At 45.1% G+C, this 25,396-nt stretch carries 20 protein-coding genes and 1 other annotated feature; of the genes, 6 read left to right on the forward strand and 14 right to left on the reverse strand.

Annotation, left to right across the window (positions count from 1 at the left end):
• Nucleotides 1-313: 313 nt before the first annotated feature.
• Nucleotides 314-499 (forward strand): DUF3545 family protein, encoded by a 186-nt coding sequence (locus tag NDJ01_RS05450; RefSeq protein WP_005396294.1) that lies wholly within the window; start codon nucleotides 314-316, stop codon nucleotides 497-499.
• Nucleotides 500-733: 234 nt separating this feature from the next.
• Here NDJ01_RS05450 and NDJ01_RS05455 read toward each other — a convergent pair whose 3' ends face one another.
• The 3 genes from NDJ01_RS05455 to nfo form a co-directional block, all read right to left on the reverse strand.
• A complete protein-coding gene (locus tag NDJ01_RS05455; protein WP_005396296.1) occupies nucleotides 734-1,285 on the reverse strand; it encodes a hemerythrin domain-containing protein in 552 nt (183 codons plus the stop codon).
• 112 nt (nucleotides 1,286-1,397) lie between these two features.
• Nucleotides 1,398-2,078: a uracil-DNA glycosylase gene (ung, locus tag NDJ01_RS05460; protein ID WP_005396298.1), complete on the reverse strand. Its 681-nt coding sequence runs from the start codon at nucleotides 2,076-2,078 to the stop codon at nucleotides 1,398-1,400.
• 283 nt (nucleotides 2,079-2,361) lie between these two features.
• Entirely contained in the window at nucleotides 2,362-3,249 is an 888-nt protein-coding gene (nfo, locus tag NDJ01_RS05465) for a deoxyribonuclease IV (RefSeq protein WP_046873969.1), read from the reverse strand.
• 326 nt (nucleotides 3,250-3,575) lie between these two features.
• Here nfo and grcA point away from each other — a divergent pair, with 326 nt between their 5' ends.
• The gene (gene grcA, locus NDJ01_RS05470) at nucleotides 3,576-3,953 is read left to right on the forward strand and encodes an autonomous glycyl radical cofactor GrcA (protein ID WP_005381814.1); all 378 of its coding nucleotides are present in this window, start codon (nucleotides 3,576-3,578) and stop codon (nucleotides 3,951-3,953) included.
• Between the two features lie 92 nt (nucleotides 3,954-4,045).
• On the opposite strand, the gene NDJ01_RS05475 is transcribed toward grcA, so the two are convergent.
• The 5 genes from NDJ01_RS05475 to thrL form a co-directional block, all read right to left on the reverse strand.
• Nucleotides 4,046-4,705, reverse strand: coding sequence for an NADPH-dependent FMN reductase (locus NDJ01_RS05475; RefSeq protein WP_258586406.1), 660 nt, complete (start codon nucleotides 4,703-4,705; stop codon nucleotides 4,046-4,048).
• Nucleotides 4,706-4,820: 115 nt separating this feature from the next.
• Entirely contained in the window at nucleotides 4,821-6,101 is a 1,281-nt protein-coding gene (gene thrC, locus NDJ01_RS05480) for a threonine synthase (RefSeq protein ID WP_047009100.1), read from the reverse strand.
• On the reverse strand, nucleotides 6,098-7,054 hold the full coding sequence (gene thrB, locus NDJ01_RS05485; RefSeq protein WP_047009099.1) for a homoserine kinase: 957 nt from the start codon (nucleotides 7,052-7,054) through the stop codon (nucleotides 6,098-6,100). The genes thrC and thrB overlap by 4 nt, the downstream gene beginning before the upstream one ends.
• A 20-nt stretch (nucleotides 7,055-7,074) precedes the next feature.
• On the reverse strand, nucleotides 7,075-9,534 hold the full coding sequence (gene thrA / locus NDJ01_RS05490) for a bifunctional aspartate kinase/homoserine dehydrogenase I (RefSeq protein WP_065645164.1): 2,460 nt from the start codon (nucleotides 9,532-9,534) through the stop codon (nucleotides 7,075-7,077).
• A 53-nt stretch (nucleotides 9,535-9,587) separates the two neighbouring features.
• Nucleotides 9,588-9,707: a sequence feature (Thr leader region), on the reverse strand.
• Complete coding sequence (thrL, locus tag NDJ01_RS05495) at nucleotides 9,643-9,720, reverse strand: thr operon leader peptide (RefSeq protein ID WP_074192076.1); 78 nt, start codon at nucleotides 9,718-9,720, stop codon at nucleotides 9,643-9,645. (Overlaps the previous feature by 65 nt.)
• A 425-nt stretch (nucleotides 9,721-10,145) precedes the next feature.
• On the opposite strand from thrL, the gene NDJ01_RS05500 reads away from it, so the two are divergent.
• Nucleotides 10,146-10,616, forward strand: a complete 471-nt coding sequence (locus tag NDJ01_RS05500) for a ribonuclease regulator (RefSeq protein ID WP_065645163.1) — start codon at nucleotides 10,146-10,148, stop codon at nucleotides 10,614-10,616.
• Here NDJ01_RS05500 and NDJ01_RS05505 read toward each other — a convergent pair.
• Both NDJ01_RS05505 and NDJ01_RS05510 read right to left on the reverse strand, forming a co-directional pair.
• Nucleotides 10,613-11,095: a putative 4-hydroxy-4-methyl-2-oxoglutarate aldolase gene (locus NDJ01_RS05505; protein ID WP_065645162.1), complete on the reverse strand. Its 483-nt coding sequence runs from the start codon at nucleotides 11,093-11,095 to the stop codon at nucleotides 10,613-10,615. The two genes, NDJ01_RS05500 and NDJ01_RS05505, sit on opposite strands and share 4 nt — an antisense overlap.
• A gap of 55 nt (nucleotides 11,096-11,150) precedes the next feature.
• Nucleotides 11,151-11,558, reverse strand: a complete 408-nt coding sequence (locus tag NDJ01_RS05510) for a DUF3293 domain-containing protein (RefSeq protein WP_031780532.1) — start codon at nucleotides 11,556-11,558, stop codon at nucleotides 11,151-11,153.
• A gap of 361 nt (nucleotides 11,559-11,919) precedes the next feature.
• Here NDJ01_RS05510 and arcA point away from each other — a divergent pair, with 361 nt between their 5' ends.
• Nucleotides 11,920-12,636 (forward strand): two-component system response regulator ArcA, encoded by a 717-nt coding sequence (gene arcA, locus NDJ01_RS05515; protein ID WP_005381824.1) that lies wholly within the window; start codon nucleotides 11,920-11,922, stop codon nucleotides 12,634-12,636.
• 83 nt (nucleotides 12,637-12,719) lie between these two features.
• On the opposite strand, the gene NDJ01_RS05520 is transcribed toward arcA, so the two are convergent.
• The 4 genes from NDJ01_RS05520 to NDJ01_RS05535 form a co-directional block, all read right to left on the reverse strand.
• Nucleotides 12,720-13,169 (reverse strand): hypothetical protein, encoded by a 450-nt coding sequence (locus NDJ01_RS05520; protein WP_006742686.1) that lies wholly within the window; start codon nucleotides 13,167-13,169, stop codon nucleotides 12,720-12,722.
• 1 nt (nucleotide 13,170) lies between these two features.
• Entirely contained in the window at nucleotides 13,171-15,525 is a 2,355-nt protein-coding gene (gene arcB, locus NDJ01_RS05525) for an aerobic respiration two-component sensor histidine kinase ArcB (RefSeq protein WP_046873978.1), read from the reverse strand.
• Between the two features lie 241 nt (nucleotides 15,526-15,766).
• Complete coding sequence (locus NDJ01_RS05530) at nucleotides 15,767-17,515, reverse strand: diguanylate cyclase domain-containing protein (protein ID WP_258586407.1); 1,749 nt, start codon at nucleotides 17,513-17,515, stop codon at nucleotides 15,767-15,769.
• Between the two features lie 35 nt (nucleotides 17,516-17,550).
• On the reverse strand, nucleotides 17,551-18,510 hold the full coding sequence (locus NDJ01_RS05535) for a TIGR01212 family radical SAM protein (RefSeq protein ID WP_047009093.1): 960 nt from the start codon (nucleotides 18,508-18,510) through the stop codon (nucleotides 17,551-17,553).
• 552 nt (nucleotides 18,511-19,062) lie between these two features.
• On the opposite strand from NDJ01_RS05535, the gene gltB reads away from it, so the two are divergent.
• Both gltB and NDJ01_RS05545 read left to right on the forward strand, forming a co-directional pair.
• Complete coding sequence (gene gltB, locus NDJ01_RS05540) at nucleotides 19,063-23,613, forward strand: glutamate synthase large subunit (protein ID WP_258586408.1); 4,551 nt, start codon at nucleotides 19,063-19,065, stop codon at nucleotides 23,611-23,613.
• Nucleotides 23,613-25,082, forward strand: a complete 1,470-nt coding sequence (locus tag NDJ01_RS05545; RefSeq protein WP_258586409.1) for a glutamate synthase subunit beta — start codon at nucleotides 23,613-23,615, stop codon at nucleotides 25,080-25,082. The genes gltB and NDJ01_RS05545 overlap by 1 nt, the downstream gene beginning before the upstream one ends.
• Nucleotides 25,083-25,396: the final 314 nt, after the last annotated feature.

Below are 25,396 nucleotides of genomic sequence, written 5' to 3' on the forward strand. Positions count from 1 at the left end.
ACCATCTAATTGAACACTATTTCATCAAACTGGTTTTATGCAACTTTGACCTTTGCACTGTCTCCCCACTCGCCAAATCGAATTAACATTGAAAATCTCTCTATTTAATCGTTTTCTTGAGATCGTTTGTGCATTTTTTAGCCACCACATTGCCATGAAAAGTGTGATTTTGAGAATATTTTTGCACGAAAATGTCATGCTACCGACACAAATGCGAAATATATCATGGTTATTCTCACGGCTATTGTGGTACTTAAAAAACTCCACAAGGACTGGTTACAACAGTTTAGCTTAAGAAAGGTAAAGGTGGCTTATGGAAGGCTTTCAACTAGATGACATTTTTAATCTGGATACTACCTCAACAACCAAATCTCGTGCCAAACCAGTAAAGCGAAAGTGGCGTGAAATAGAAGAGATGAACGACAGGCGCAATTTGCTTAAAGAGCTACGCGAACTTGATGCCTGTACCGACTACAACTTGGAAGACATTAAACTCTAATTCAAACAAAAGGCACCTTAAGGGTGCCTTTTGTTTTTGTTTACAGTAACCGTAAACGACTTGAGTTTAGGCGCCAGGATTTAAGTATGAGTACCGTTATTACTCAATAAGAATTTTCCTATCTTTTGGTCGAGAAGCGCAAACGATAAATTTACGTCCAATTCTCAATAAATAAGAAATGCAGCTAACAAACCCGAGTGATACTTTCGCTCGCTCAGGTTTTATCGCACACACTTAAACATACTCAGCATCACTTTGACGCACACGTTCAGCTAACTGTTTATAACGGTCGGCAATGGTGTCACCAAAAACTGGGTCATCTTCACTGACGCTCCATAAGCTTTCAACATGCTGCCAATCTTCGGTAGTGAACAGCTCCTCAATGAGAGGCAGGATTTTTCGCTCCTCTAACTCCAAGTGGCGTCTTTGTGATTCAATGAAGTCCTCTAGGTGGGCCACAAACATGTCTTGAGGCACAACTGCATCCTGCAGGATCATCTCTATCAAGGAAGCAAACTCTTTGGTTTTACTTGCTAGCTCTTGGTGTTCTTTCTCTAAGTTTTCCATGGTCTGTTGCTTACCATAGTGCTCCAGAAAGTGGTGATAGAGAATATCTTCTTTCGGATGGTGAACTTTTTCTGAATGATTAGAGAGGTAATCAACTATCTCGCTTACTAATGCGTAGTTGATCGCACGTTCTTCTTTTATCTCATTAAGTTTATGGCGCAGTATCGCCAACAGACGAACCATATAGCCGTGTTCGCGTCGAATTCTTTCGATCATCATAGCGTCTCTCCTTAACACCTACTTTTAATAAGTGTACATGAGAAATTTGCCATCAGCCTCGAGCGTGCTCAAAAAAACAGCGATAATGGCAGCATTATCGCTGTCTCTTCTTTTATACAGTTAATGGCAAATGCCAGTTGATTGGTGCTTTTCCTTGCGAGGCAAGTAACTGGTTTGCTTGAGAGAAATGCTTACAACCAAAAAAACCTCGGTGTGCTGAGAGTGGTGATGGATGTGGTGCGGCTAACACATGATGTTTATTGCGATCAATAAAGCGCCCTTTCTTCTGAGCGTGAGAGCCCCACAATAAAAACACCACGCCTTCCTGATGCTGGTTTATCGCTTCAATCACTCGGTCAGTGAACGTTTCCCACCCCGTTTTTGAATGTGAATGCGCTTTACCTTGCTCAACCGTCAATACCGTATTGAGCAGCAATACACCTTGCTCTGCCCAGCTTTGTAAGAATCCATGCTGAGGGATTTGGAACCCTTCAATATCTTGAGCCAGCTCTTTATACATATTAACGAGTGATGGTGGCGTTTTGATTCCAGGAAGAACGGAAAAGCACAAGCCATGCGCCTGATTTGGACCATGGTATGGGTCCTGCCCCAGAATCACTACTTTAACATCGTTAAACTCGGTAAAACGAAACGCATTAAAGACATCTTTCGCTGGCGGAAAAATCGCTTTGCCTGCGGCGCGTTCTGCTTCTACAAAATTCAAAGTGTCTACAAAGTAGCTCTGTTTTTTCTCTTCGCCGATCACATCGTGCCAAGTGGGTGACTGATTCATGGAAAGTTCCTGTCCTAAATTTTGCTTCTATTCTAACGAGCGAAACCCAAACAAACAAAAACTTACCACGAACTTGAGAACAGTAATAAAAGACTAATGCTTCTGTGGCGTTCGAAAATGCCCCTGTCCGGTAATGTGACGATTAGGCATCGGCAAACGAAGCACGCGGCGGCTATATGCGCAAGAAGCAAAAGAGAGTGGTCGAGACATAGTGGTATCCTTCTTTCTTAATTCAAATTGACTTAAGTGGCTAAGAAAGAAAGGTGCCAACTCTGTGATCACATCATTGGTTATCTATCGCCGCTAGATGAAACTGACGCAGTGCGTTGATTTCTTGCTGCCAGATGTCCGGATCAATTGTTTCTAAAATCAGAGGGATACCATCAAATCGAGGGTCTTTAGCGATGTACTCAAAGCAATCCCACCCGATCTCTCCTTTGCCTAATGAGTGGTGACGATCCACTTTGCTGGCAAACTCAACTTTTGAATCATTTAGATGCATTGCTCTTAAATAGTGCATCCCAACAATACGGTCGAATTCAGCAAAGGTATGCTCACAATCCTCTTTAGTACGCAGATCGTAACCGGCGGTAAACGTGTGGCAAGTATCGAGACATACACCAACACGTTCTTTGTCTTCCACTTGATCGATGATTTCAGCAAGATGCTCAAACTTCCAACCTAGGTTTGTACCCTGACCTGCCGTATTCTCGATTACCGCGATCACATTCGGCACCGCTTTGTGCGCAAGATTGATCGACTCAGCGATCGTCGCTAAGCACTCCTGTTCCGAGACTTTCTTTAAGTGGCTCCCAGGGTGAAAGTTCAGCAACGTTAAACCCAATTGATTACAACGCTCCATCTCATCGATGAATGCAGCGCGTGACTTATCCAACTTATCCGCTTCTGGTGCACCTAAGTTAATTAGATAAGAGTCATGGGGAAGAATATGTTCTGCGCCGAAACCCAGCATTTTACAGTTCGCTTTAAACGCACTGATGGTTTTTGCTTCTAAAGGCTTCGCCACCCACTGGCGTTGGTTTTTTGTAAATAGTGCGAACGCATTCGCCCCAATTTCGCGAGCTCTCAACGGCGCTTGATCGACCCCACCAGCAGCAGAGACATGTGCACCAATGAGTTTATTCCCAAGCTTGTTTTTCATGTTTGTCATTTAATCACTTTAGACTTTCAGTATTGCTACCTAAATACAGATAGTTGCGTTAATCAGTTTAAACTTTAAGCTCAATTTGTAGTAAATTTACAACAAAATGAGTTATTAAATATTTTTTATATTATCAAATAAATTGTAATTAGTTTATTTTCAAAGGTTTTATTGATTTAACTCAACAAAATCACCTTAATAAAAATAATGTTTTTGGTTGTTTTTTGACTTAAATCAATATTAAAATAGTGGATATTAGCTATATAATACTCAGCTCAACGAAAATTCGAAAATTAACACCAATAATCACCACGTAAGTGGTCTAGGAGATAGTGATGATCCAAGGTATCCAAATTACAAAAGCGGCAAACGACGACCTACTAAACTCTATCTGGCTATTAGATAGCGAAAAAAATGAAGCTCGTTGTGTTGCTGCAACTGCTGGCTACGAAGCAGACCAAGTTATCGCAATCAGCGATCTAGGTGAATACGAAAGCCGTGAAGTAGCAATCGAAACAGCTCCTCGCATCGAAGGCGGTCAACACCTAAACGTGAACGTGCTTAAACGCGAAACACTAGAAGATGCAGTTGCACACCCAGAGAAATACCCACAGCTAACAATCCGTGTTTCTGGTTACGCAGTACGTTTCAACTCGCTAACTCCAGAGCAACAACGTGATGTCATCGCTCGTACTTTTACTGAGACGCTATAATCTCAATAAAATCGACTTACTCACATTTAAAAAGCTTGGTCTCAATGGCCAAGCTTTTTTTGTTTTTCCATGCATCTAACCGTTCTGTTCCTTTACGGAGCATTTCTCTGTGACGGATCCTTCTTAAACACTTCAGCCAGTGAGGTTGGGTCAAGCCTTTCTCTTTGTTGTGAAGCGCCTTCTGCCCACCAAATGAGTTGATGTATTGTGCGATTCATATAGCTGTCCCACTGCGCCTGCTGCAATTCATCCGCAACGACACCCTGTTCGTCAAACACTTCTTGCGCTTTCGGAATGTGAATCATCGCCGAGACAGGTAAACATCCAAGTTCAGATAAGAAGGTACGCATCGACACTGCAGCTCGAACACCACCCCATTGTCCAGCAGAATAGGTCACGATAGCACTTGGCTTATAAGAAAACAGCGAACTACCAAAATGGTTAAGCATATTAGCCAAGGCAGGACTTATCGAATGGTTGTATTCCGGACTGACCATCACGTACCCATCGGCACTTTTAATTTTGTCTGCCAGTTCTCTCAAGTGGGCTGGCACTTTAGCGCGATGGTAAGCAAACTCAGGCTTAAACACGTCGTCAAAGTCGTAGTTCAATGGGTCAATGATTTCGACGGTATGTTGCGAATACTGATTCTTAAACAACGTTTCACAAGCTCTACTCACTCGCATGCCCAAGCGGGCTGGTCGTGGCGGTGTGCTGTCCCTTACTGAGCCTAGAAAAATCAAAAAATGCATGCTTCTATTTCCATCTTTAAGTTCATTTCTCAATCATAAAGAGAGTCGAGACTTACCGACAATAAAAAAGGCGAATGATTGCTCATTCACCTTTCGTCGTTCATCATTTTAATAATTACTGTACGCGGCGCAGTACTTGTTTCAATGCATCAAAGTCTGCGTCTAGCTCTTCCGATAGCAGTTCCATCGCCGCGTGCTTCGCTAGCGGTGCAGGAAGCTCGATGTCAGATTGCAAAATGTCATCCACCACTTCTTTGAACTTCGCTGGGTGCGCAGTACATAGGAACAGACCGGTTTCACCATCTTGCAGTTGCTCTTCAAGAACGCGGTAAGCAATCGCACCGTGCGGTTCACATAGGTAACCCAATGAGTACAGGTCTTTCACAGATTGTGCGCTTTGCTCATCTGAAACCGCGCCTTTACCTAGTGTCTCTAGGCCCCACTCTTTCACGCGGCACAGCTCTTCAATACGCGGCCAGTTGTTTGGTTGGCTCACGTCCATCGCGTTCGATGTCGTTGCAACCGTTGGTTTTGGCTCCCACTTACCTGTTTCTAGGTAGCGCGGAACCGTGTCATTAGCGTTAGTTGCAGCGATAAAGCGTTTGATCGGCAGACCTAGCGCTTTTGCCAGTAGACCTGCCGTCAGGTTACCGAAGTTACCACTTGGTACAGACACGACTAGGTTTTCACGCTCTTCCTTACTCATTTGCGCAGCTGCTTCAAAGTAGTAACAGATTTGCGCCATCAAACGGCTGATGTTGATTGAGTTTGCAGAATTCAGACCGATCTCTTCACGCAGTGCGGAATCATCGAAAGCTTGCTTAACCAGAGCCTGGCACGCATCGAAGTCGCCATCGATCGCGACAGTGTGAATGTTCTTGCCTAGCGTACAGAATAGCTTCTCTTGCAGTGGGCTGATCTTGCCTTTCGGGTAAAGAATCACAACGTTGATGTCTTCCATACCATAGAAAGCGTGCGCAACGGCTGCGCCAGTATCGCCAGAAGTCGCAGTCAGAATGGTGATCTTGCCACCGTCCGATACCGCCGCAAGAGATTGCGCCATAAAGCGACCGCCAAAATCTTTAAATGCCAGCGTTGGACCATGGAAAAGCTCTAACGCGTAAACACCGTCTTTGACTTGATTGATTGGCGCAGGGAATTGGAACGCTGCGTCCACAAGCGCGTTGACTTGCTCTTCCGCCAGCTCATCACCGATAAACGCAGATAAAATCTTAGTGCTACGAGAAACAAAGTCTTCTGCTAGTAGCGCATCAACGTCTTCAAACTTTGGTAATTCCGATGGAAAAAATAGACCTTGGTTACGGCCTAACCCTTGGCGAACGGCTTGGCCAAAGGAAACTTGTTCATCATTTTCTTTTATATTGTAAAGCTTCATAGCTCACTTCCTGTTACTTTCGAACCCTGCTTATCTAGACGACAAACGTGGACGAATCCTTCTTCGTTTTGTACGTAGTTCTGTTCTAACCAGCGAGCAACTCGCTCAGCGACATCTTTCTCTTTGCAAATACTGAACAGTGTTGGACCACTGCCAGAAATACCGGTTGCTAACGCACCTGCTGATGCAGCGTATTGACGTGCATTCGCAAAGCCCGGAAGCAGTTTCTCACGATACGGTTCTGCGATCACGTCTTTGATCATTTTTGCAGCTAGCTCTGGTTGACCAGAATGACACGCATGAATAAAGCCCGCAAGGTGACGACCATGAGCGATGATATCTTGTCGGCGGTATTGAGATGGTAGGATCTCACGCGCTTCTGCTGTTGATACTTTGATTCCCGGATACGCCATGACCCAGTACCAATCATCAAAACAAGGCACTTCTTGACTGATGATACCAAGCTCTTCAAGCATCAACTGAACACCACCAAGGTAACACGGCGCCACGTTATCATAGTGAATACCACCAGAGATCTTGCCTTCCATTTCTCCCATCAGCGCTAACAACTCTGTCTCGTTAAGCGGCTGACCATGGAATCGGTTTAATGCATCTAATGCAGCAACGATAGAACAAGCACTGGAGCCAAGACCAGAGCCGATTGGCATGTTCTTTTCTAGCGTCATTTCAAGTGGCTTTAGCTCAACGCCTTTTTTATCTAGCTCACGAGCAAACACCAACCAACAATCGTAAACGATGTTCTCTTTTGGCTCTGTAGGCAACTTAGAGACAAAATTACCCGCAGTTTTCAGACTGAACGGCTCAGTCCCTGCCTTAACTTGCACTCTGTCACCTAGCAAGGTCCCATCCACTGGGGACACCGCCGCCCCCAATACATCAAAACCAACACTTACATTACCAATTGATGCTGGGGCATAAACCACTACATCCATATCACTTGAACTCATTCTTGTTATACCCCTAGTTTCCAACCTAAAGTACGCATCACGTCAGAGAATACACCCGCAGCCGTTACCTCAGTACCTGCGCCATAGCCACGCAACACAAGTGGGATTGGCTGGTAGTAACGGCTGTAAAATGCCAGTGCGTTTTCACCGTCTTTGATTTTATACATCGGATCGTTTTCATCCACCGCAGCAATGCTTACTGTGCACTTGCCCTCGTTAATTTCACCAACGTAACGCAGTACTTTGCCTTCTTTTGCTGCTTTAGCTGATAACTCTTTGAAATAGGCGTCCGCTTCTGGGAGACGCGCCATAAACTCATCAACACTGCCTGAATCATCAAAACCTGGCGGTAGCGCTTGGTCAACAACAACATCTTCAAGCTCTAGTGACATGCCCGCTTCACGAGCTAGGATCAACAGCTTACGCGCGACATCCATACCAGACAGATCATCACGAGGATCTGGTTCAGTAAAGCCATTTTCTTTTGCGATATTCGTCGCTTCACTTAAGCTCATTCCTTCATCTAACTTACCGAAAATATAAGAAAGAGAACCGGAAAGAATACCGCTGAAACGCTCCAGTTCATCGCCTGCAGAAATTAGGTTTTGCAGGTTTTCAATAACCGGTAGGCCTGCACCTACGGTTGTTTCATACATCAATTTACGACGGGAGCTACGAGCCACATCGCGAAGCTGATGGTAGTACGCCATGCTTGCTGTGTTTGCTTTTTTGTTTGGTGTTACAACATGAAAACCTGCCGCTAGGAAGTCGGCGTATTGTTTAGCAATGTCTTCACTGGAAGTACAATCAACCAATACAGGGTTGATAATATGATTGCGTTGTACCAAAGAAATCAGACGCGCTAGGCTGAATTCTTCTGTGGCTGCTGACATACGATCACGCCAGTGCTCGAGCGGTAAGCCTTCGCTATCAAGCAACAGACCTTTGCTGTTTGCTAAGCCACAAACTCGAATCACAATGCCTTTCTCAGCCAGTTTGACTTGTTGGCGCTCGATCTGATCCACCAGCTCGCCACCCACACCACCAACACCAACAACGAACACATCGAGGAAGTGTTTCGAGTTGAATAGGTTTTCGTGACACGCTTTGATCGCCTCAGAAATTTTGTCTTCTGGAATAACGGCAGAAATCGCACGTTCTGATGAGCCTTGTGCTATCGCCACGATATTCACGTTCACTTCAGCAAGAGAAGAGAAGAAGCGAGAAGCCACACCACGCGATGTGCGCATACCGTCACCAACAAGCGTAATGATTGAAACATTATCAATAAACTCGACCGGTTCTAGTAAGCCATCTTTCAGTTCTAGCTCGAACGCATCTGCCAGCACTTGCTGCGCTTTCGCTTTATCTTCAGCCTCAATACAGAAGCTGATGCTGTATTCAGAAGAAGACTGAGTGATCAGAACAATAGATACACCAGCAGACGACATCGCACCGAATACACGGCTCGCCATGCCTACCATGCCTTTCATACCAGGGCCTGATACGTTAACCATGGTTAGGTCGTTAAGTGTTGTAATACCTTTGATCGCAAGATTATCTTCACCAGTATCTTGGCCGATAAGAGTACCTGCACCTTGAGGGTTAAAGCTATTTTTGATCAGACATGGAATGTGGAATTGAGCAATAGGGGCGATGGTTTTCGGGTGCAGAACGGAAGCACCAAAATAAGAAAGCTCCATCGCTTCTTGGTAGCTTAGTGATTTAAGTAGGCGAGCATCTTCGACTAAACGTGGGTCACAGTTGTATACACCATCAACGTCGGTCCAGATTTCACAACAGTCTGCACGTAAGCAAGCTGCAAGAACCGCTGCCGAGTAGTCAGAGCCATTACGACCAAGCGTGACAAGCTCTCCTTTTTCGTTGCCAGCTGTAAAGCCCGGCATAATGTTCACATGACCCTGAGGAAGGGGTTTTTGACGGAAGTTTTGCGTTGAAATATCCACATCAACCATAGCTTCAAGATGATCACCTTGGGCATACAGATACTCGACAGGATCGATCAAGCTCGCTTGTTGTCCTTTCGCCTCCAAGACAGCTTTCATCAACTGAATGGAAACACGCTCACCTTTACTAATAATGCGCGCATTTACGTTGTTTGGGCACATACCTAATAGATTGATGCCGTGAACAAATTGACGTAATTGAGATAGCGAGGTTTTCACTTGGTTATCGAAAGCTGAGCCATCAATATTGGGTAGTACTGCTTGGATTTGAGTGAAGAGCGTTTTAAACGATTCATCCAACTCTTTGATTTGCAGCTCTGCTTCACCATTGCGCAACGCGCCTTCAATGACCGCAACCAACTTATTTGTTGTTTTACCTGGGGCTGAAAGAACAACCGCCACTTCTTCTTGTTGAGCGTTATTGGCAATGATGTCTGCCGCTCTTAAAAAGCGATCTGCATCAGCTAGTGATGAACCGCCAAACTTCAATACTCGCATCCCTTCCTCCGGTATATCTTCTCAAACTTGTCTAAATTCTGGATAAAAAAGCATAAAAAAAGGCCTGTATCTTGTTGGATACAGGCCTTTTTTGTGAATTTCTTTCGCTCAGCAGCCTGCCCCAACATGTGTCGTGTCGGTAATAATAATGGTCGTGGTCATTACTACTAGGCTGTTAGATGGCATAAATAAATATTCAACGTTAATTGTGTTTGCTTAACTCTACGTTTACCGAGTTTCCGATTCATAGTCAACAAAAAATTGTTTGTTTTTCAGTCTTACAGCGATTTCTGCTAAGCAATCTTATTGATATTTAAAGCTAATTGGATGTTATTGCTCGTTAGGAAATCTGTCGCTTATTTTTGTAGGGGGCTCATCCCATCGTCATCAGTCTCACTTTTTACTCCATAACTAGTCTGATCTTCGTCATAAAGCGTAAGATCAAATTATGAAAGGGAGTTGTTGACACTTAACAACAACCTAACTGTGACCTATGTTCACAGGATCGAATTATTTAGAAAATAGGTGAGCTAGCTTTCATATTCTATGCTTTAATAGTGAGAAGCTTTGGGCACATACTAATAAAAAAGTTGACACAAGGAGTGGTGAGCATGAAAAGAGGGCTTTTTCTGTTGCTGTTTTTTGTGCCTGGCGTTTGTCTAGCAAACGAGCTTCCGCCTCTTCCAGGCAAAACATCCCCTTCTCCTCATAAACTATTTATTTCCAGCGACAGCTATCAATCTGACAGTTTCGATGTTTGGAATATCGACACGGGTTATGCGTACGAACTTTTTGACTCAGTAGACGTTTACGTCGGTGCACGAGTCAACAACTCTCCAACCCAAAACCAAAGCGGTTTTTTGAGTGGGATCAGCTATCACTTCAATGATCGTGTCACACTAAAAAGTACGGTTCGCTCTTACAAGAATGAGACTGCGGAAGGTATTCGCCAAGAAGACAGCAGCCTCGCAGCTGAAGTCTCAAGTCGCGTAAAAATCACCGATAAACTGGATCTTCACGCGACTCTTGATTACCAAGATTGGCAACAAGGTATTGAGGTAGGTTTAGGCTTTCGTTTTTAGAAATCTAATTTTTGCTTTGAAATCAACACACCATTCCAATCAGCGTACACATAATGCTTCGGCTGCACGATTTGGTTTTGCATCGTTAAAGTCACATTGACCTCTCCCATACCTCGCTTCTCTGTCTTAAACGGATTGGTACCAAGTGCTTGCACGCCAATGTCCATCTGAGATATTTGTGCTACGTCGCGTATTGCACCATAGACAATAATACCTTCCCACCCATTTTCTATTCCGAGTATTGCTAATTGATCGCCAAGCAATGCTTTCTGACACGAACCATGTCCGTCAACAATCAATACTTTCCCCGTTCCATCTTCGCCCAGTACTTCACGTACTTTTGAGTTGTCGTGATAGCAACGCACTGTGACAATTTCTCCGTAAAAAGCGGTGCGTTGACCAAAGTTCTGCAGTGGCAAAGTAAGCAGGGTAACTTGGGCTTCAAATTGGTCACAAATATCGGGTGTAATGTCTCTCATATTTCCTCCGTGAATTTTCTCACCCAAGCAGTGCTTCGGTGAGTAGTATCCTTTCCTATACGAGTCGAGGCTTAAGGGAGCCTAACTTATGCAACACTTTCGGCTGTGAGCACGCAATAAGGTAAAGTTGATCATCAATGACGTAGTAAATCGCGTTTTGTTGAAAGTCATTCGCCAATGCGACCGCCGCCTCTGGTGATAACTCGACGGCAAAGCTTTCCTCATACCATGTAAAAGAGCTGTCACCTACTGTGATAGGCGCGTAATTAACGTGCTGTAGCAGTGTTTCTAATGCTTGATTGCTTATGCAGTTCTCTTCTTTGGACCGCAAATTACTGTATGGGTTCCAAGCGGTTATCACAGCGTAGTTTGAAACGCACCACTCGGCCTCGAATCTGAAAAAAGATTCTGAATAAGCATTCCATAACGATGCGTCTATGTTCGTATTACTTTTTTCTATCATAAGTCTTAAACGATTAATAACAGTTACATTTCATCAATTGATATAAATCAACAAACTGAATGGAATTAACATTTGAGCATTGTTAGCATGCTGTTAACAATATAAAATCCGCTCCATATCTTAGGGTGTTTACGTTTCAGGCCCCACAGAAAGCAGGAAATGAAAGGTAAACAAGCCCTTTAGAATAAACGTCGCCATTGGATACTGGTGAGTTGGCAAAATTCCATGGAGGGCGGATAACTGAAAGAAGTGTTTTTTTGATCAACTTGATTTATTATCAAAATCACATTACCTGTATGTTATATTTTTGCCTAGAATTTATTCTATTAGCACAATTTTGTCACAAATTTAGGTACCGCCAATGCAAACCCCGCAGATTCTTATCGTTGAAGATGAGCAAGTAACTCGTAACACTCTTAAGAGTATTTTTGAAGCAGAGGGATACGCTGTTTTTGAAGCCAGTGACGGTGAAGAGATGCACCAAGTGTTGTCTGACAACTCAGTCAACTTGGTTATTATGGACATTAATCTTCCAGGCAAGAATGGCCTTCTGTTAGCGCGTGAACTACGCGAACAAGCGAACATTGCTTTAATGTTCCTGACAGGCCGTGACAATGAAGTGGACAAGATCCTAGGTCTTGAGATTGGTGCAGATGACTACATCACTAAACCATTCAACCCACGTGAACTTACTATTCGTGCTCGCAACCTACTTAGCCGTTCAATGAGCTCTAACGCGGTGCAAGAAGAGAAACGCTCAGTAGAAAAGTATGAATTCAATGGTTGGGTACTGGACATCAACAGCCGCTCTCTAGTAAGCCCTGCTGGTGATAGCTACAAGCTCCCTCGCTCTGAGTTCCGAGCTCTACTGCACTTCTGTGAGAACCCAGGTAAGATTCAAACTCGTGCCGATCTTCTTAAGAAGATGACTGGCCGTGAACTTAAGCCGCATGACCGTACTGTAGACGTAACGATTCGTCGTATTCGTAAACACTTTGAGTCTGTTTCAGGTACTCCTGAAATCATCGCGACTATCCACGGCGAAGGTTACCGCTTCTGTGGCGATCTAGAAGACTAATTGAATCGCTAATACGCAAAGGGCTTGCTCATTGAGCAAGCCCTTTTATTTTGGGTTTAGCAATTAACGAACAATCACTGAATCTAATAAACCTTATTAATCTTCACGTATTTTTCCACTAACCAGCGCTGTTTACCTGCGTCGTCTAAAAGTACCGCGATATCAACCGATTTTTCTGTGTCCGCGTCTACCTGAGACGTGAAGGCTACTTCCCATTGGCTCTCACTATGAGTTCGAGTTTCTAAAGAGTCTTCATCCACCCACCACTCTTTTTCCCCTTGCTTGATGATAAGCGCTTCGGCAGTCAGGTTGGCTGGGAGTAACTGGTCTCCTTCAAGGTAAAGTGATCCTTGAATGCTTTGCTCTTGTACTTCCCCAACAGTCGGCATCAGGTTCACCCATAAGTTACTTTTGAGCTCGACATTCACCTGGTTAATCGTAATCTGACTGTTTTGTTGCCAGTTCACACTTGGAACGGAACTGCAACCTGCCATCAATGCTATAACCAACGCCAACGGTGCGATTTTTTTCATGTTATTTCCTTTGTTCCAACCAACTTTTGAGGACTTGAATATCGTTTTGGTATTCATTTTTGATCTCTTCAACCCAGTCTGAAATGTTTTCCCACCATGCTGGCATATCGGGAGATTGCGCTTTCTGCGCCACACTTTGGATACGTTTGAGGCCAATCGAACCTGCAGCGCCTTTAATTTTATGCGCTTCAGAAACAATCCCATCTTGATCTTTTGCCGTCATGTTTGAGTCTAAGACATCAATATAGTCTGGCATCATGTCTTCAAACATTTTTATGCTGTCGTAGACCGGCTTGGCACCAACAATGTCGACGTAAGACTCTAACATATCCATATCGAGCAAGTGTGTCTCAATCACAGGAGAAGGGGTCGGCTCTTCCACTGTTTCTGGAACGCTCTCAGGTTGCTCTTGCTGCTCTACCTGATGCGCGAAGAATTTATCAATTACAGACTGAATGGCGTTCACAGCAAGCGGTTTACTGATGGCATCATCCATACCGTTATCTAAGTATTCACGACGATCTTTCATCACATTAGCTGTTAGGGCGACCAATGGAGGTAGATTGTTATAATGCTCGCGATAATAATTTGCGACATCAAACCCCGTCATATCAGGCAGCTGAATATCCAACAACGCCAAGTCATATTTTTCTGGCACAAAGTTCACGAGCGCTTCTTGTCCCGTCATCGCCACGGTAACGGAGTGTCCTAAGCTCTCAAGCAACGATTTGGCAACAGTGACGTTAAGCTCAATGTCTTCAACCATAAAGATGTTGAGATGCACATTATCGCGTTTTGCATCAATGACAGGTTCTTCGAGTTCCACAATAGGAACGTGAATCGATACGGTAAAAGTACTACCAAAACCTTCTTCACTGGCGACAGTAATGTCACCATCCATCATATTGATCAATTGTTTTGACACCGCCAAGCCTATACCAGTCCCGACAGCATGCAGGTTGTCTTTACCTGATTTCACTTGGTAATACATGGCGAAGATTTTATCGAGCTCATCTTCCGGTATACCAATACCTGTGTCTTCCACTTCCATAATAATGGTGGCAAAATCGTCTTCTACATCCGCGCTCACCGTCATCACAACGCCACCTTCTTTGGTAAACTTCATTGCGTTGCTGACCAAGTTCCAAATTACCTGACGCAAACGGGTCGCATCCACTTCAATTGCTTTTGGTAAATCACTCAAACGTTCTAAGTCAAAGCGCAGCCCTTTTTGCTCCGCCATCAAAGCAGAGATGCTTTCAATCTCAGCGACGAAGTCTTCGAAGTTAAGTGGCGCAGGTAATAGTTCTAGCTTGCGGCGATCAAACTTATCCATATCGATAATATCGTTGAAGATGTTACCTAGCGTAATCGCACTCACATTGATGGTCTGCATGTGTTTGCGCTGCTCTTCTGTCAACGGACTATCGAGAAGCATGCGACTTAAACCCACAATGCCATTTAGTGGCGTTCGCAGTTCATGACTGATGGTTGAGATGAAAGTAGTCTTATCACGGCTTGCTTTCTCTAACGACTCTTCATGACGTTTACGTTCAGTGATATCACGGCCAAAACCTACCAATCCAAGGTGACGACCATCTTTGCTGTAAAACGGCACTTTACGCAGTTCAAAGTAGTGCTTGCGTCCATCAGGATACTCTAGCCACTGCTCGTAAGTGATGGCTTGATTATCGGCGAAGACCTTTTGGTCAGTATCAACGATGTGCTCAGCGATTTCTTTGCTATAAACATCCCAAGGGCTTAATCCGACTAACTGGTGCTCTTTCTTGCCTGTTAGCTCTTCCATTGCCCGGTTACAACCGGAGAACACACCATCGGCATTGCGGTAGTAAATTAAGTCTGGCGAGGCATCAATAAATGAACGCAGTAGTGCAGTGCGTTCCGCAAGCTCTAACTGAGTACGCTCTCGTTGGAACACCTCGTTTTCGAGATCTTGCATCGCCTCTTCACGAGCTTCTTCTGCTTTAATGCGCTCTTCAATTTCTTGGTTGAGCTTTTCGATGTTTTGTTGCAGTTGATAATTCAGTTCTTGGTCTCGCGAGCGCATGTCTTTCAGTTTGGACACCAACTTGGTTAAACGCTGGCGAGACTCTTCTAGCTGATCAACAACAACAGAAAGAAAATAAACCGCCCAAGGTGTAATCAAGAGACCAAAAAACACCGAACGGACAATGTCGATATCGTCGACTCGCCCCTTGAGAGCTAAAGTAATCCCCACCTGCACCACAACGGCTAATGCCACCAGCGCAAGGGCCAGCAAAATCGAGAAACGAACAATCCCCAGTTTGACTAGCAAGTCGACATAATACTGGGCGAGATTTTTCATGGGTTTCATTAACTACTCCATGGTGCTGGCTAGATGTTGCCCTTCAATGATAAAAAACGAGCAGACATATTCGGCCTAACGCAATTTAGGTCTGTGTGATTAGTGAAAAATACGTAGTGCGAACTGCGCTTGCTAAACAAGATAAAAAGATAAGTTAACCAACGAACGCACAGGCTTCGGTAAGTTTAACGTGTTTAATACGGCGATTTAAACAATCAGCTATCAACTTAGAGCAAGCGGTCACAAAGCGTTAGCAAGAACTTGGGTGAATACAGGTGCGATTACGTCCATCCGCTTTGGCTTGGTATAGCGCACTGTCAGCCATGGCAATACCCATTTCCGGTTCATCACCATGTTGAGGAATATAAGAGACAAGACCGATACTGACCGTGAGACGTTCCGATGCTTCTGAGCTGTCGTGCTCCATATCGAGTTGTCGAATTTGTTCATGAATACGCTGTGCTACATTGCTCGCGCCTTCCGTTGTGGTATTCGGCAGGATAAAACCAAACTCCTCACCACCATAACGCGCAACACAATCCGAAGAGCGATTGATGACTTTTGTGAATACGGTAGCAACACTGACCAATGCTTCATCACCTTGCTGATGGCCGTAACAGTCGTTGTAATCTTTGAAAAAGTCGATGTCACACAACATGATAGTGAGCGGCAGCTTTTCGCGGGCATGGTGGTACCATAGTACCTGCAGTTGTTCATCGAAGCGGCGTCGGTTCGATACCTGAGTTAAGCTATCCATAAAGCTCAACTTTTCTAACTCTAAATTGGCTCTCTCCAACTTTTGTTCGGCAAGGTAACGTTCAGAAATATCACGCGCCATGATCAACACACCATTCGTTCCTGAAGCTTTATCTTTAAAGGGCGATTTCACCACATCAAACCACGTACTTTTGCCATCACTGCTAACGACTTTATCTATGTATCGGACAGGTTCTGACTGACGCAATGCATCTAAATCACTAGCGGCTAGGCGAGCGTACATCTCTTCAGGAATGACATCTTGAAGGCGCTTACCGATCAAATCAGACACGTCTGAAATACCTAATGCATTAACGAACGGTTTATTACACGCTTGATAGACCATATTCTCATTGAAGATACCGATAGAGTCAGGGCTAGCGTCAAGAATAGTTTGTAAGATGGTATCCCTTTGCGCCAACGCAACTTCTGTATCTTTACGGCGCTCCATTTCATCTCTCAGGTTTTGCTGCATTTTGTGCCACTCGGTCACATCATGACTAATGGATAATGTACCGATCAGCTCACCACTCGGTGACACAAGGGAATTTTGATTCACTTCCAATAAGCAACTGCGACCTTGTGGATCCGTCGTCCACTTGCGCTCACTCTTTCTGCTAGCCTCACCCATGGAAACCTTTGATGCGCAGGCTTCTTCCCTTCGCCCTTCCCAAAATTGATCAAATGCTCGGTTCGTCGTTAATAAATTCCCTTGGCGATCTTGGGTACAGATTAACTCAGAGAGTGAGTCTAGTGCCGAACGGGCGATCGTTAATTGCGCAAGCTCTTGTTGCTGCTCTTGATGAGTGGATTGATATGGCTGCGCGTAGATGATCCAAACACGGTGATTGCGCAGCAAACTCTTTCTTCCTGACAACTCCACCTTGATAGACTCGCTTTCAGATAAGCGCCAATCAAATACCTGCTGGCTAAAATGACAACTAGAGACACTGTCGAGAAACGACTCAAGCGCACGAATATCGAATAAAGCGGGATACAAATATCCCGTGCCTAGAGAGCGAATACCTAATAACTGCATCGCAGCTTGGTTAGATAACAAGATCTGAGCATGGCCAGTATCCAGCACTATGACTGGATAGGGTGAATCCGTTACGAGTTGCTTAAGTGATGTTTGAAAGTGCAAATAGATCAGTGCTAACGCGCACACGCTAGCAATTAATAACAAGACGACATAGCCATAACCGCCTTGACCATCCCAAAGCCAATTGAGTAACTGATCCATCGTTTAAACCTTTAAAGAAAACTGGTTAAAATATATCAGTTATTTATTGAGCGATCTGCTATTAATTCCGGTTTAGTATAGATAAAAGCGTTTCCCGTTAGGCTTCCTTGAGCACCATGTTCACTGAGGGCTCGACCAATTTCAGTCATCGCCAGCCAGCGATTTTCACACCACAGTGGCGATAATAAGGTAGGTCTACGAGCTGCTGATGAAACGCGATGGTAAATCACGTCCGGTGGCGTCATACGAATCATCTCACTGGCAATTGCGACATATTCTTCTAGCTCTGGCGCCTCTAATCGTCCTGCACGCCACGCTTTCGCCATCGTGCTGCCTTCCACAATATGCAAGCCATGTAACTTAATGCCATCCGTGCCCACGGCTAACACTTTTTGCAGCGTCTCAATATTATCGTCGCGGCTTTCTTTCGGTAATCCAACAATTAAATGAGTACAGACTTTAATACCTAGCGCACGCGCACGCTTGGTGATCTCGGCATAACATTCGAAATCATGACCGCGATTGATGCGCTTAAGGGTGTCGTTATTAGCGGTTTGAAGCCCTAACTCTAGCCAAATTTCATAACCTTGCTGTACATAGTCAGACAGCAAATCTAATACGGCATCAGGCACGCAATCTGGACGAGTCCCGACACACAATCCCACAATATCAGCCGCTTTTAGTGCTTCTTCATACATATTTTTCAGCACTTGCACTTCCGCATAAGTACTGGTGTAAGCCTGAAAATAAGCGAGATACTTCTTCGCTCGATGAATTTCGCCCGCACGATCTTTCAACTGATCGTGAATACTCTTTATCTGTACTTCTTCATCCGCAAACGAAGCCACATTACAAAAAGTACATCCTCCCCGACCAATCGTGCCATCTCGGTTAGGGCAACTAAATCCACCGTGCAACGTTAGTTTATGGACTTTTTCACCGTATCGACGCTGAAGATCTTGGCCGATTGTATTGACCAACTCATGTAACTGCATAAATTCTCACCAACAATGAACCGTAATCAATCTCACTACGATCTGTGTAAATAAATTACATCCCTGCAAGAAAAAACACACAATACTAGTCAATTCAAACAAACATCATACGGCTCAAAATCAATAAACCTGCATAAATACAGATAAAAAACGTTCATGTTGCGTAAATGTTAAACTAAAAATGCATAATTAAACGAAAAAATTGGGTCACAACGTCGACTTTTTCATTGCATTCTGAAGTAACAAAATTGTAGGATACTTACACAACCCCGTTATTTTTGTGACTTTTATTACAAAGTACACTGCGGGATTTGTCGGTGTTATCCCACTCCTACCTATATAAATCACTAAATAGTGGCAATAAATAAAGGGATACCACCAAGGATTGTTTTTCTCGCAAAACTTTTCCTGCGAGATACGGAAAGGAATCAAGATCGGTCAACCTAGATCGGTGGCGATAATAAATATAAAGGACAAGACGTAATCAATGGTCTAGGTGGCATTTGCCTGCCTGGTGCTTTTGCGTCGACATTGAACTGGAAGGATGTATCTATGGTAGATAGAGAGCAAAATCCACAGGGTCTATATACTCCTGAATTGGAGCATGACGCGTGTGGTATCGGTTTTGTTGCTCACCTTAAAAACCGTAAATCTCATGAAGTAGTGACTCAAGCATTGGATATGCTAGCTCGCATGGAGCACCGTGGTGGTCAAGGTTGTGATCCATGCAGCGGTGATGGTGCGGGTATCTTGCTACAAAAACCTCATGAATTCCTATTAGAAGAGGCCGTTAAGCTCGGCATTAAACTACCTTCATTTGAAAAGTATGGTGTGGGTGTCGTACTTTTCCCGAAAGACGAATACAAACGCGAGCAATGCCGTGACATTCTAGAACGCAACGCTCAGCGTCTAGACCTTGAAGTTATTGGCTACCGCGTTTTGCCAACCGATAACTCGATGATCGGTGCCGACCCGCTAAGCACAGAGCCTCAGTTTGAGCATGTGTTTATCTCTGGTGGTCCAGGTATCACACCTGAAGAGCTAGAGCGCAAACTGTACGTACTTCGTAACTACACTGTACGTGTTTGCCTAGAAAGCGTTTCGAACATTGGTGATGACTTCTACATTAACTCAATGTCTTACAAGACATTGGTGTACAAAGGTCAGTTAACGACCGAGCAAGTCCCTCAGTACTTCCTTGATCTGCAAAACCCGGCCATGGTGACCGCACTGGCACTGGTACACTCTCGCTTCTCTACCAACACCTTCCCGAAATGGCGTCTTGCACAACCTTTCCGTTACATTGCCCACAACGGTGAAATCAATACAGTTCGAGGTAACTTGAACTGGATGAAAGCCCGTGAGGCGATCATTAAATCCGATCTATTTACCCAAGCTGAAATCGACATGCTGCTTCCTATTTGTCAGGAAGGCAGTTCGGATTCATCTAACTTTGATATGGCACTTGAGCTCCTAGTTCTTTCTGGTCGTAGCCTGCCGCACGCATTGATGATGATGATCCCGGAAGCATGGCAAGAAAACAAAAACATGGATCCTAAGCGTCGCGCGTTCTATCAGTACCACGCTAACATCATGGAACCATGGGATGGTCCGGCTTCAGTATGTTTTACTGATGGTGTTCAAGTTGGTGCGACACTCGACCGTAACGGTCTGCGCCCTTCTCGCTACACAGTGACCAAAGATAACTTCCTAGTAATGGCATCAGAATCTGGTGTTGTGGATATTGAGCCAGAGAACGTTGAGTTCCGCGGTCGTCTACAACCAGGTCGCATCTTCGTTGCAGACTTAGAGCAAGGTCGCATCATCTCTGATAAAGAAGTGAAAGACACCATCGCAACAGCGCAGCCTTACGAAAAGTGGGTAGAAGAAAACCTACTGAGCTTGAAGAAGCTGCCAGATGCGAGCAACCAATTCAGCCAACCTAAGCCAGAACATCTTCTACACCGCCAACAAGCGTTTGGCGTAAGTACTGAAGAAGTGAACGAAATCATCGTTCCAATGGCGAATGATGCGAAAGAGCCATTATCAGCCATGGGTGCAGACTGGCCTCTTGCGGTTCTATCTCATCAGTCTCAACATCTTTCAAACTACTTCAAGCAACTGTTCGCACAGGTAACTAACCCACCGATTGACCCGATCCGTGAGCGTATGGTTATGTCGCTGAACACTTACTTGGGTAAAGACCAAAACCTTCTGACTGAAACACCACTTCACTGTCAGAAAGTCGAATTGGAATCGCCTGTTCTGGCGAACTCTGAGCTTGAGAAACTGCGTGCTATTGACAACGAGCATCTTCAGGCGAAGACACTGGATATCGTATTCCAAGCCAGTGAAGACCAAGGCAAGCTTGAGCGCGCACTAAAACGCATCTGCCAATACGCAGAAGATGCGGTTATTGATGGTTACTCAATCATCCTGCTAACTGACCGTGCAGTGAACTCAAACCACGCCGCTATCCCAGCAATGCTGGCAGTTGGCGCAGTACATCACCACCTGATCCGTAAAGGCCTACGTGCGAAGTGTGACATCGTGGTTGAAACCGGTGACGCGCGTGAAACGCACCACTTTGCAACCCTTATTGGCTATGGTGCAAATGCGGTTAACCCTTACCTAGTTATCGAAACTATCATTGAACTACAACGCACGAAGAAGCTGGATCCAGAAGCGAACCCTCGTGATCTGTTCAACAACTACCGTAAAGCGATCAATGGCGGTCTTCTGAAGATCTTCTCGAAGATGGGTATCTCAACCCTGCAGTCGTACCACGGTGCGCAAATCTTCGAAGCCTTAGGTATTCATAAGTCAGTGGTAGACAAGTACTTCACAGGTACAGTTTCTCGTATCCAAGGTCTCACCCTTGACGATATTGCTAAAGAAGTGCTAGTTCGTCACCGCATCGGTTACCCACAACGCGAAATCCCAATTCAAATGCTGGATGTGGGTGGTGTTTACCAATGGAAACAGCGTGGCGAGAAGCACCTCTTCAACCCAGAAACCATTTCTCTACTACAAGAGTCTACGCGCAACAAGAACTACGATCAGTTCAAGCAGTACGCGACAGCAGTCGATAAACAAGGTGACAACGCGGTAACTCTGCGTAGCCAGCTTGAGTTTATTAAGAACCCAGCCAGCTCTATCTCTATCGACGAAGTCGAGCCAATTGAAAGCATCGTGAAACGCTTCGCGACGGGTGCTATGTCATTCGGTTCTATTTCTTACGAAGCACACTCCACACTAGCTGTTGCGATGAACCGTCTTGGCGCGAAATCGAACTCTGGTGAAGGTGGTGAAGACCCAATGCGTTTCGAGCGCAAAGAGAACGGCGATTGGGAACGCTCTGCAATCAAGCAGGTAGCTTCGGGTCGTTTCGGCGTAACCTCTTACTACCTAACCAACGCTGATGAGCTACAAATTAAGATGGCTCAAGGTGCGAAACCAGGTGAAGGTGGTCAGCTACCAGGCGATAAAGTAGATGACTGGATCGGTGCTACACGTCACTCAACTCCGGGCGTCGGTCTTATCTCGCCACCACCACACCACGATATCTACTCAATCGAAGATTTGGCTCAGCTGATCTACGATTTGAAAAACGCCAACCGTGCTGGTCGTGTAAACGTGAAACTGGTATCGGAAGCGGGCGTAGGTACGATCGCTTCTGGTGTTGCGAAAGCAAAAGCGGACGTAGTGCTTATCGCAGGTTTCGATGGCGGTACGGGTGCATCACCAATGTCTTCAATCCGTCATACTGGTCTTCCTTGGGAGCTGGGCTTGGCAGAAACCCACCAAACGCTACTGAAGAACGGCCTGCGGAACCGTATCGTTGTTCAAGCAGATGGTCAGATGAAGACACCTCGCGACCTTGCTGTGGCAACACTACTAGGCGCAGAAGAATGGGGCGTAGCAACCGCAGCATTGGTGGTTGAAGGCTGTATCATGATGCGTAAGTGTCATAAGAACACCTGTCCTGTTGGTATCGCGACTCAGAACAAAACACTTCGCGAGCGCTTTGATGGTCGCGTAGAAGACGTCGTAACCTTCTTCCAATACATGGCCCAAGGTCTGCGAGAAATCATGGCTGAACTTGGCTTCCGCACTATCGATGAGATGGTAGGGCAAGGTCAAAAACTGAAAGTTCGCCAAGACGTTTCTCATTGGAAATACAAGAACCTAGATCTATCTCCTGTACTTCATGTTGAACAGCCTCGCGAAGCTGATGGCGTGTTTAACCAAGCGCAGCAGAACCACAACCTTGAAGCAGTACTAGACCGTAAGCTGATTCAAGCCGCAATTCCAGCTCTAGAAAAAGGTGAAGCAGTAAATGCTGACTTCCCTATCGTTAACACAGACCGCTCTGTCGGAACCATGCTGTCGAACGAAATCTCGAAAGTGTACAAAGATGCCGGCCTACCTCGACCAATGAACGTGAAGTTCAAAGGTTCAGCGGGTCAGTCATTCGGCGCATTCCTAGCTAAGGGCGTGAAGTTCGAAGTAGAAGGCGACGCGAACGACTACTGGGGTAAAGGCTTATCTGGCGGTACGTTAGTACTTTACCCAGATGCGAAATCAAGCATTGTCGCAGAAGATAACATCGTGGTTGGTAACGTGTGTTTCTACGGTGCCACTTCGGGTGAGTCTTTCATTCGCGGTATGGCTGGCGAACGTTTCTGTGTTCGCAACTCAGGCGCGAAAGTAGTAGTAGAAGGCGTCGGTGACCACGGTTGTGAATACATGACGGGCGGTGCAGCAATTATCCTTGGTTCAACAGGTCGTAACTTTGCCGCAGGTATGAGTGGCGGCGTGGCTTACGTATGGGATAAATCAGGCGACTTTGAGTCGAAACTGAACCCAGAGTTAGTAGACCTAGATCCAATCGAGCAAGAAGACAGAGATCTATTACTCAACATGCTAACTAAGCATGTTCAATTCACAGGAAGTGAAGTCGCTCAGTCTTTCCTAGACAACTTTGAAGCAAGCCTAGCCTCTATGGTTAAGGTAATGCCGCGTGACTATAAAGCGGTGCTTCAAAAGCGTAAAGCTGAAGCACAGTCTCAAGGAAACGAAACTCAAGTGGAGGCCGTATAATGGGTAAGCCTACTGGATTTTTAGAGCATGGTCGTGAACTACCACAGAAGATCGACCCAGCTGAACGCATCAAGAACAACAAAGAGTTCGTTCTGAACGAGGAGTTTGGTGACAAGATCAATACTCAAGCGTCTCGTTGTATGGATTGTGGTGTGCCGTTTTGTCATAACGGCTGCCCTATCGGTAACATCATCCCAGAGTTTAACGATGCGGTTTATCGTGATAGCTGGGAAGAAGCATGGAACATTCTAAGCTCAACCAATAACTTCCCAGAGTTTACTGGTCGTGTTTGCCCTGCTCCATGTGAAAGTGCTTGTGTACTTGGCATCAACCAAGACCCAATCACCATCTGTAACATCGAGAAAACCATCGTAGAAACGGCGTATCGTGAAGGGTACGCCAAGCCAAAAACGCCACGTTCTCGCACTGGTAAAACGATAGCGATCATTGGATCTGGACCAGCGGGTCTTGCGGCTGCTGAGCAGCTAAACAGCGCTGGTCATACTGTGACAGTATTCGAGCGAGACGAGAAGGTTGGTGGTCTGCTGCGTTTCGGTATTCCAGATTTTAAACTGAGCATGGAAGTCATTGATCGTAAGATCAATCTAATGGCAGAAGCTGGCGTTGAGTTTAAAGTAAACCAACACGTCGGTGTTGATGTAAATGCTCAGCAACTGCGTCAAGAGTTCGATGTGGTTCTACTGACGGGTGGCTCAACGGTTCCACGTGATTTGCCAGTTCCGGGTCGTGAGCTCAAAGGCGTTCACTTCGCAATGGAATTCCTAGGTCAAAACAACCGACGTGCAAATAACATGGACCTGAAAACGGACGAGATTCACGCAAAAGGTAAACATGTGGTTGTCATTGGTGGTGGTGATACCGGTTCAGACTGTGTAGGTACGTCAAACCGTCACGGCGCAGCAAGCGTAACTCAAGTGGAAATCATGCCGCTCCCACCAGAGAAGCGCCCAGCTAATATGCCTTGGCCTCAATACCCAATGATCCTACGTACTTCGACCTCTCATGAAGAAGGTGTCGATCGTCACTGGAACATCCTGACCAAAGAGTTCATCGGAAATGACAAAGGTGAAGTCACAGGCCTTCGTCTTGCTGATATCGTTTGGCAAGATGCAAAACCAGGCGAGCGCCCAAGTTTCAAAGAAGTAGAAGGCAGCGAGCGAGTGATCCCATGTGATATGGCATTCCTAGCAATGGGCTTCTTACACCCAGAACCTACAGGCGTGCTTGCTCAACTGGATATCGCGCTAGATGATCGCGGTAACGTAGCAACTCAAGGCTTTGCTACTAACCAAGAAGGCGTATTTGCTGCTGGTGATATGCGAACAGGCCAATCTTTGGTGGTTCGTTGTATCAACGAAGGTCGCGAATGTGCTCGTGCTATCGATGACTACCTAATGGATGGCACAAACCTAGAAGCAAAAGCAGATTCACTGATGCTTTCGGCTTAACGGAAGTATTCACGCTTCCCTCTTTCAATGCCATAAATAGCCATCAGCGATATCGATGGCTATTAGCAAAGAAAGAAAACAATTCCTTCCAATCTTTCTATTTTGACCAGCATTTTATGCTGGTCTTTTTTATTTCCCACAGAATCAAATGTTACTTTTTTGTAACAATCAATTTTCTATCTATTTGAAATCATTAAACTATTTTAGCTTATTAAATGGTAAATCGCATATTCACGTGATTATCCACTAATAACTTGACCTTTTTTACAATAAGCTATAGCTTGTGAAGTTGATGAAAATAAAACACTCAAAAA

Source organism: Vibrio sp. HS-50-1 (assembly GCF_024747315.1).
Taxonomy (GTDB): Bacteria; Pseudomonadota; Gammaproteobacteria; order Enterobacterales; family Vibrionaceae; genus Vibrio; species Vibrio diabolicus.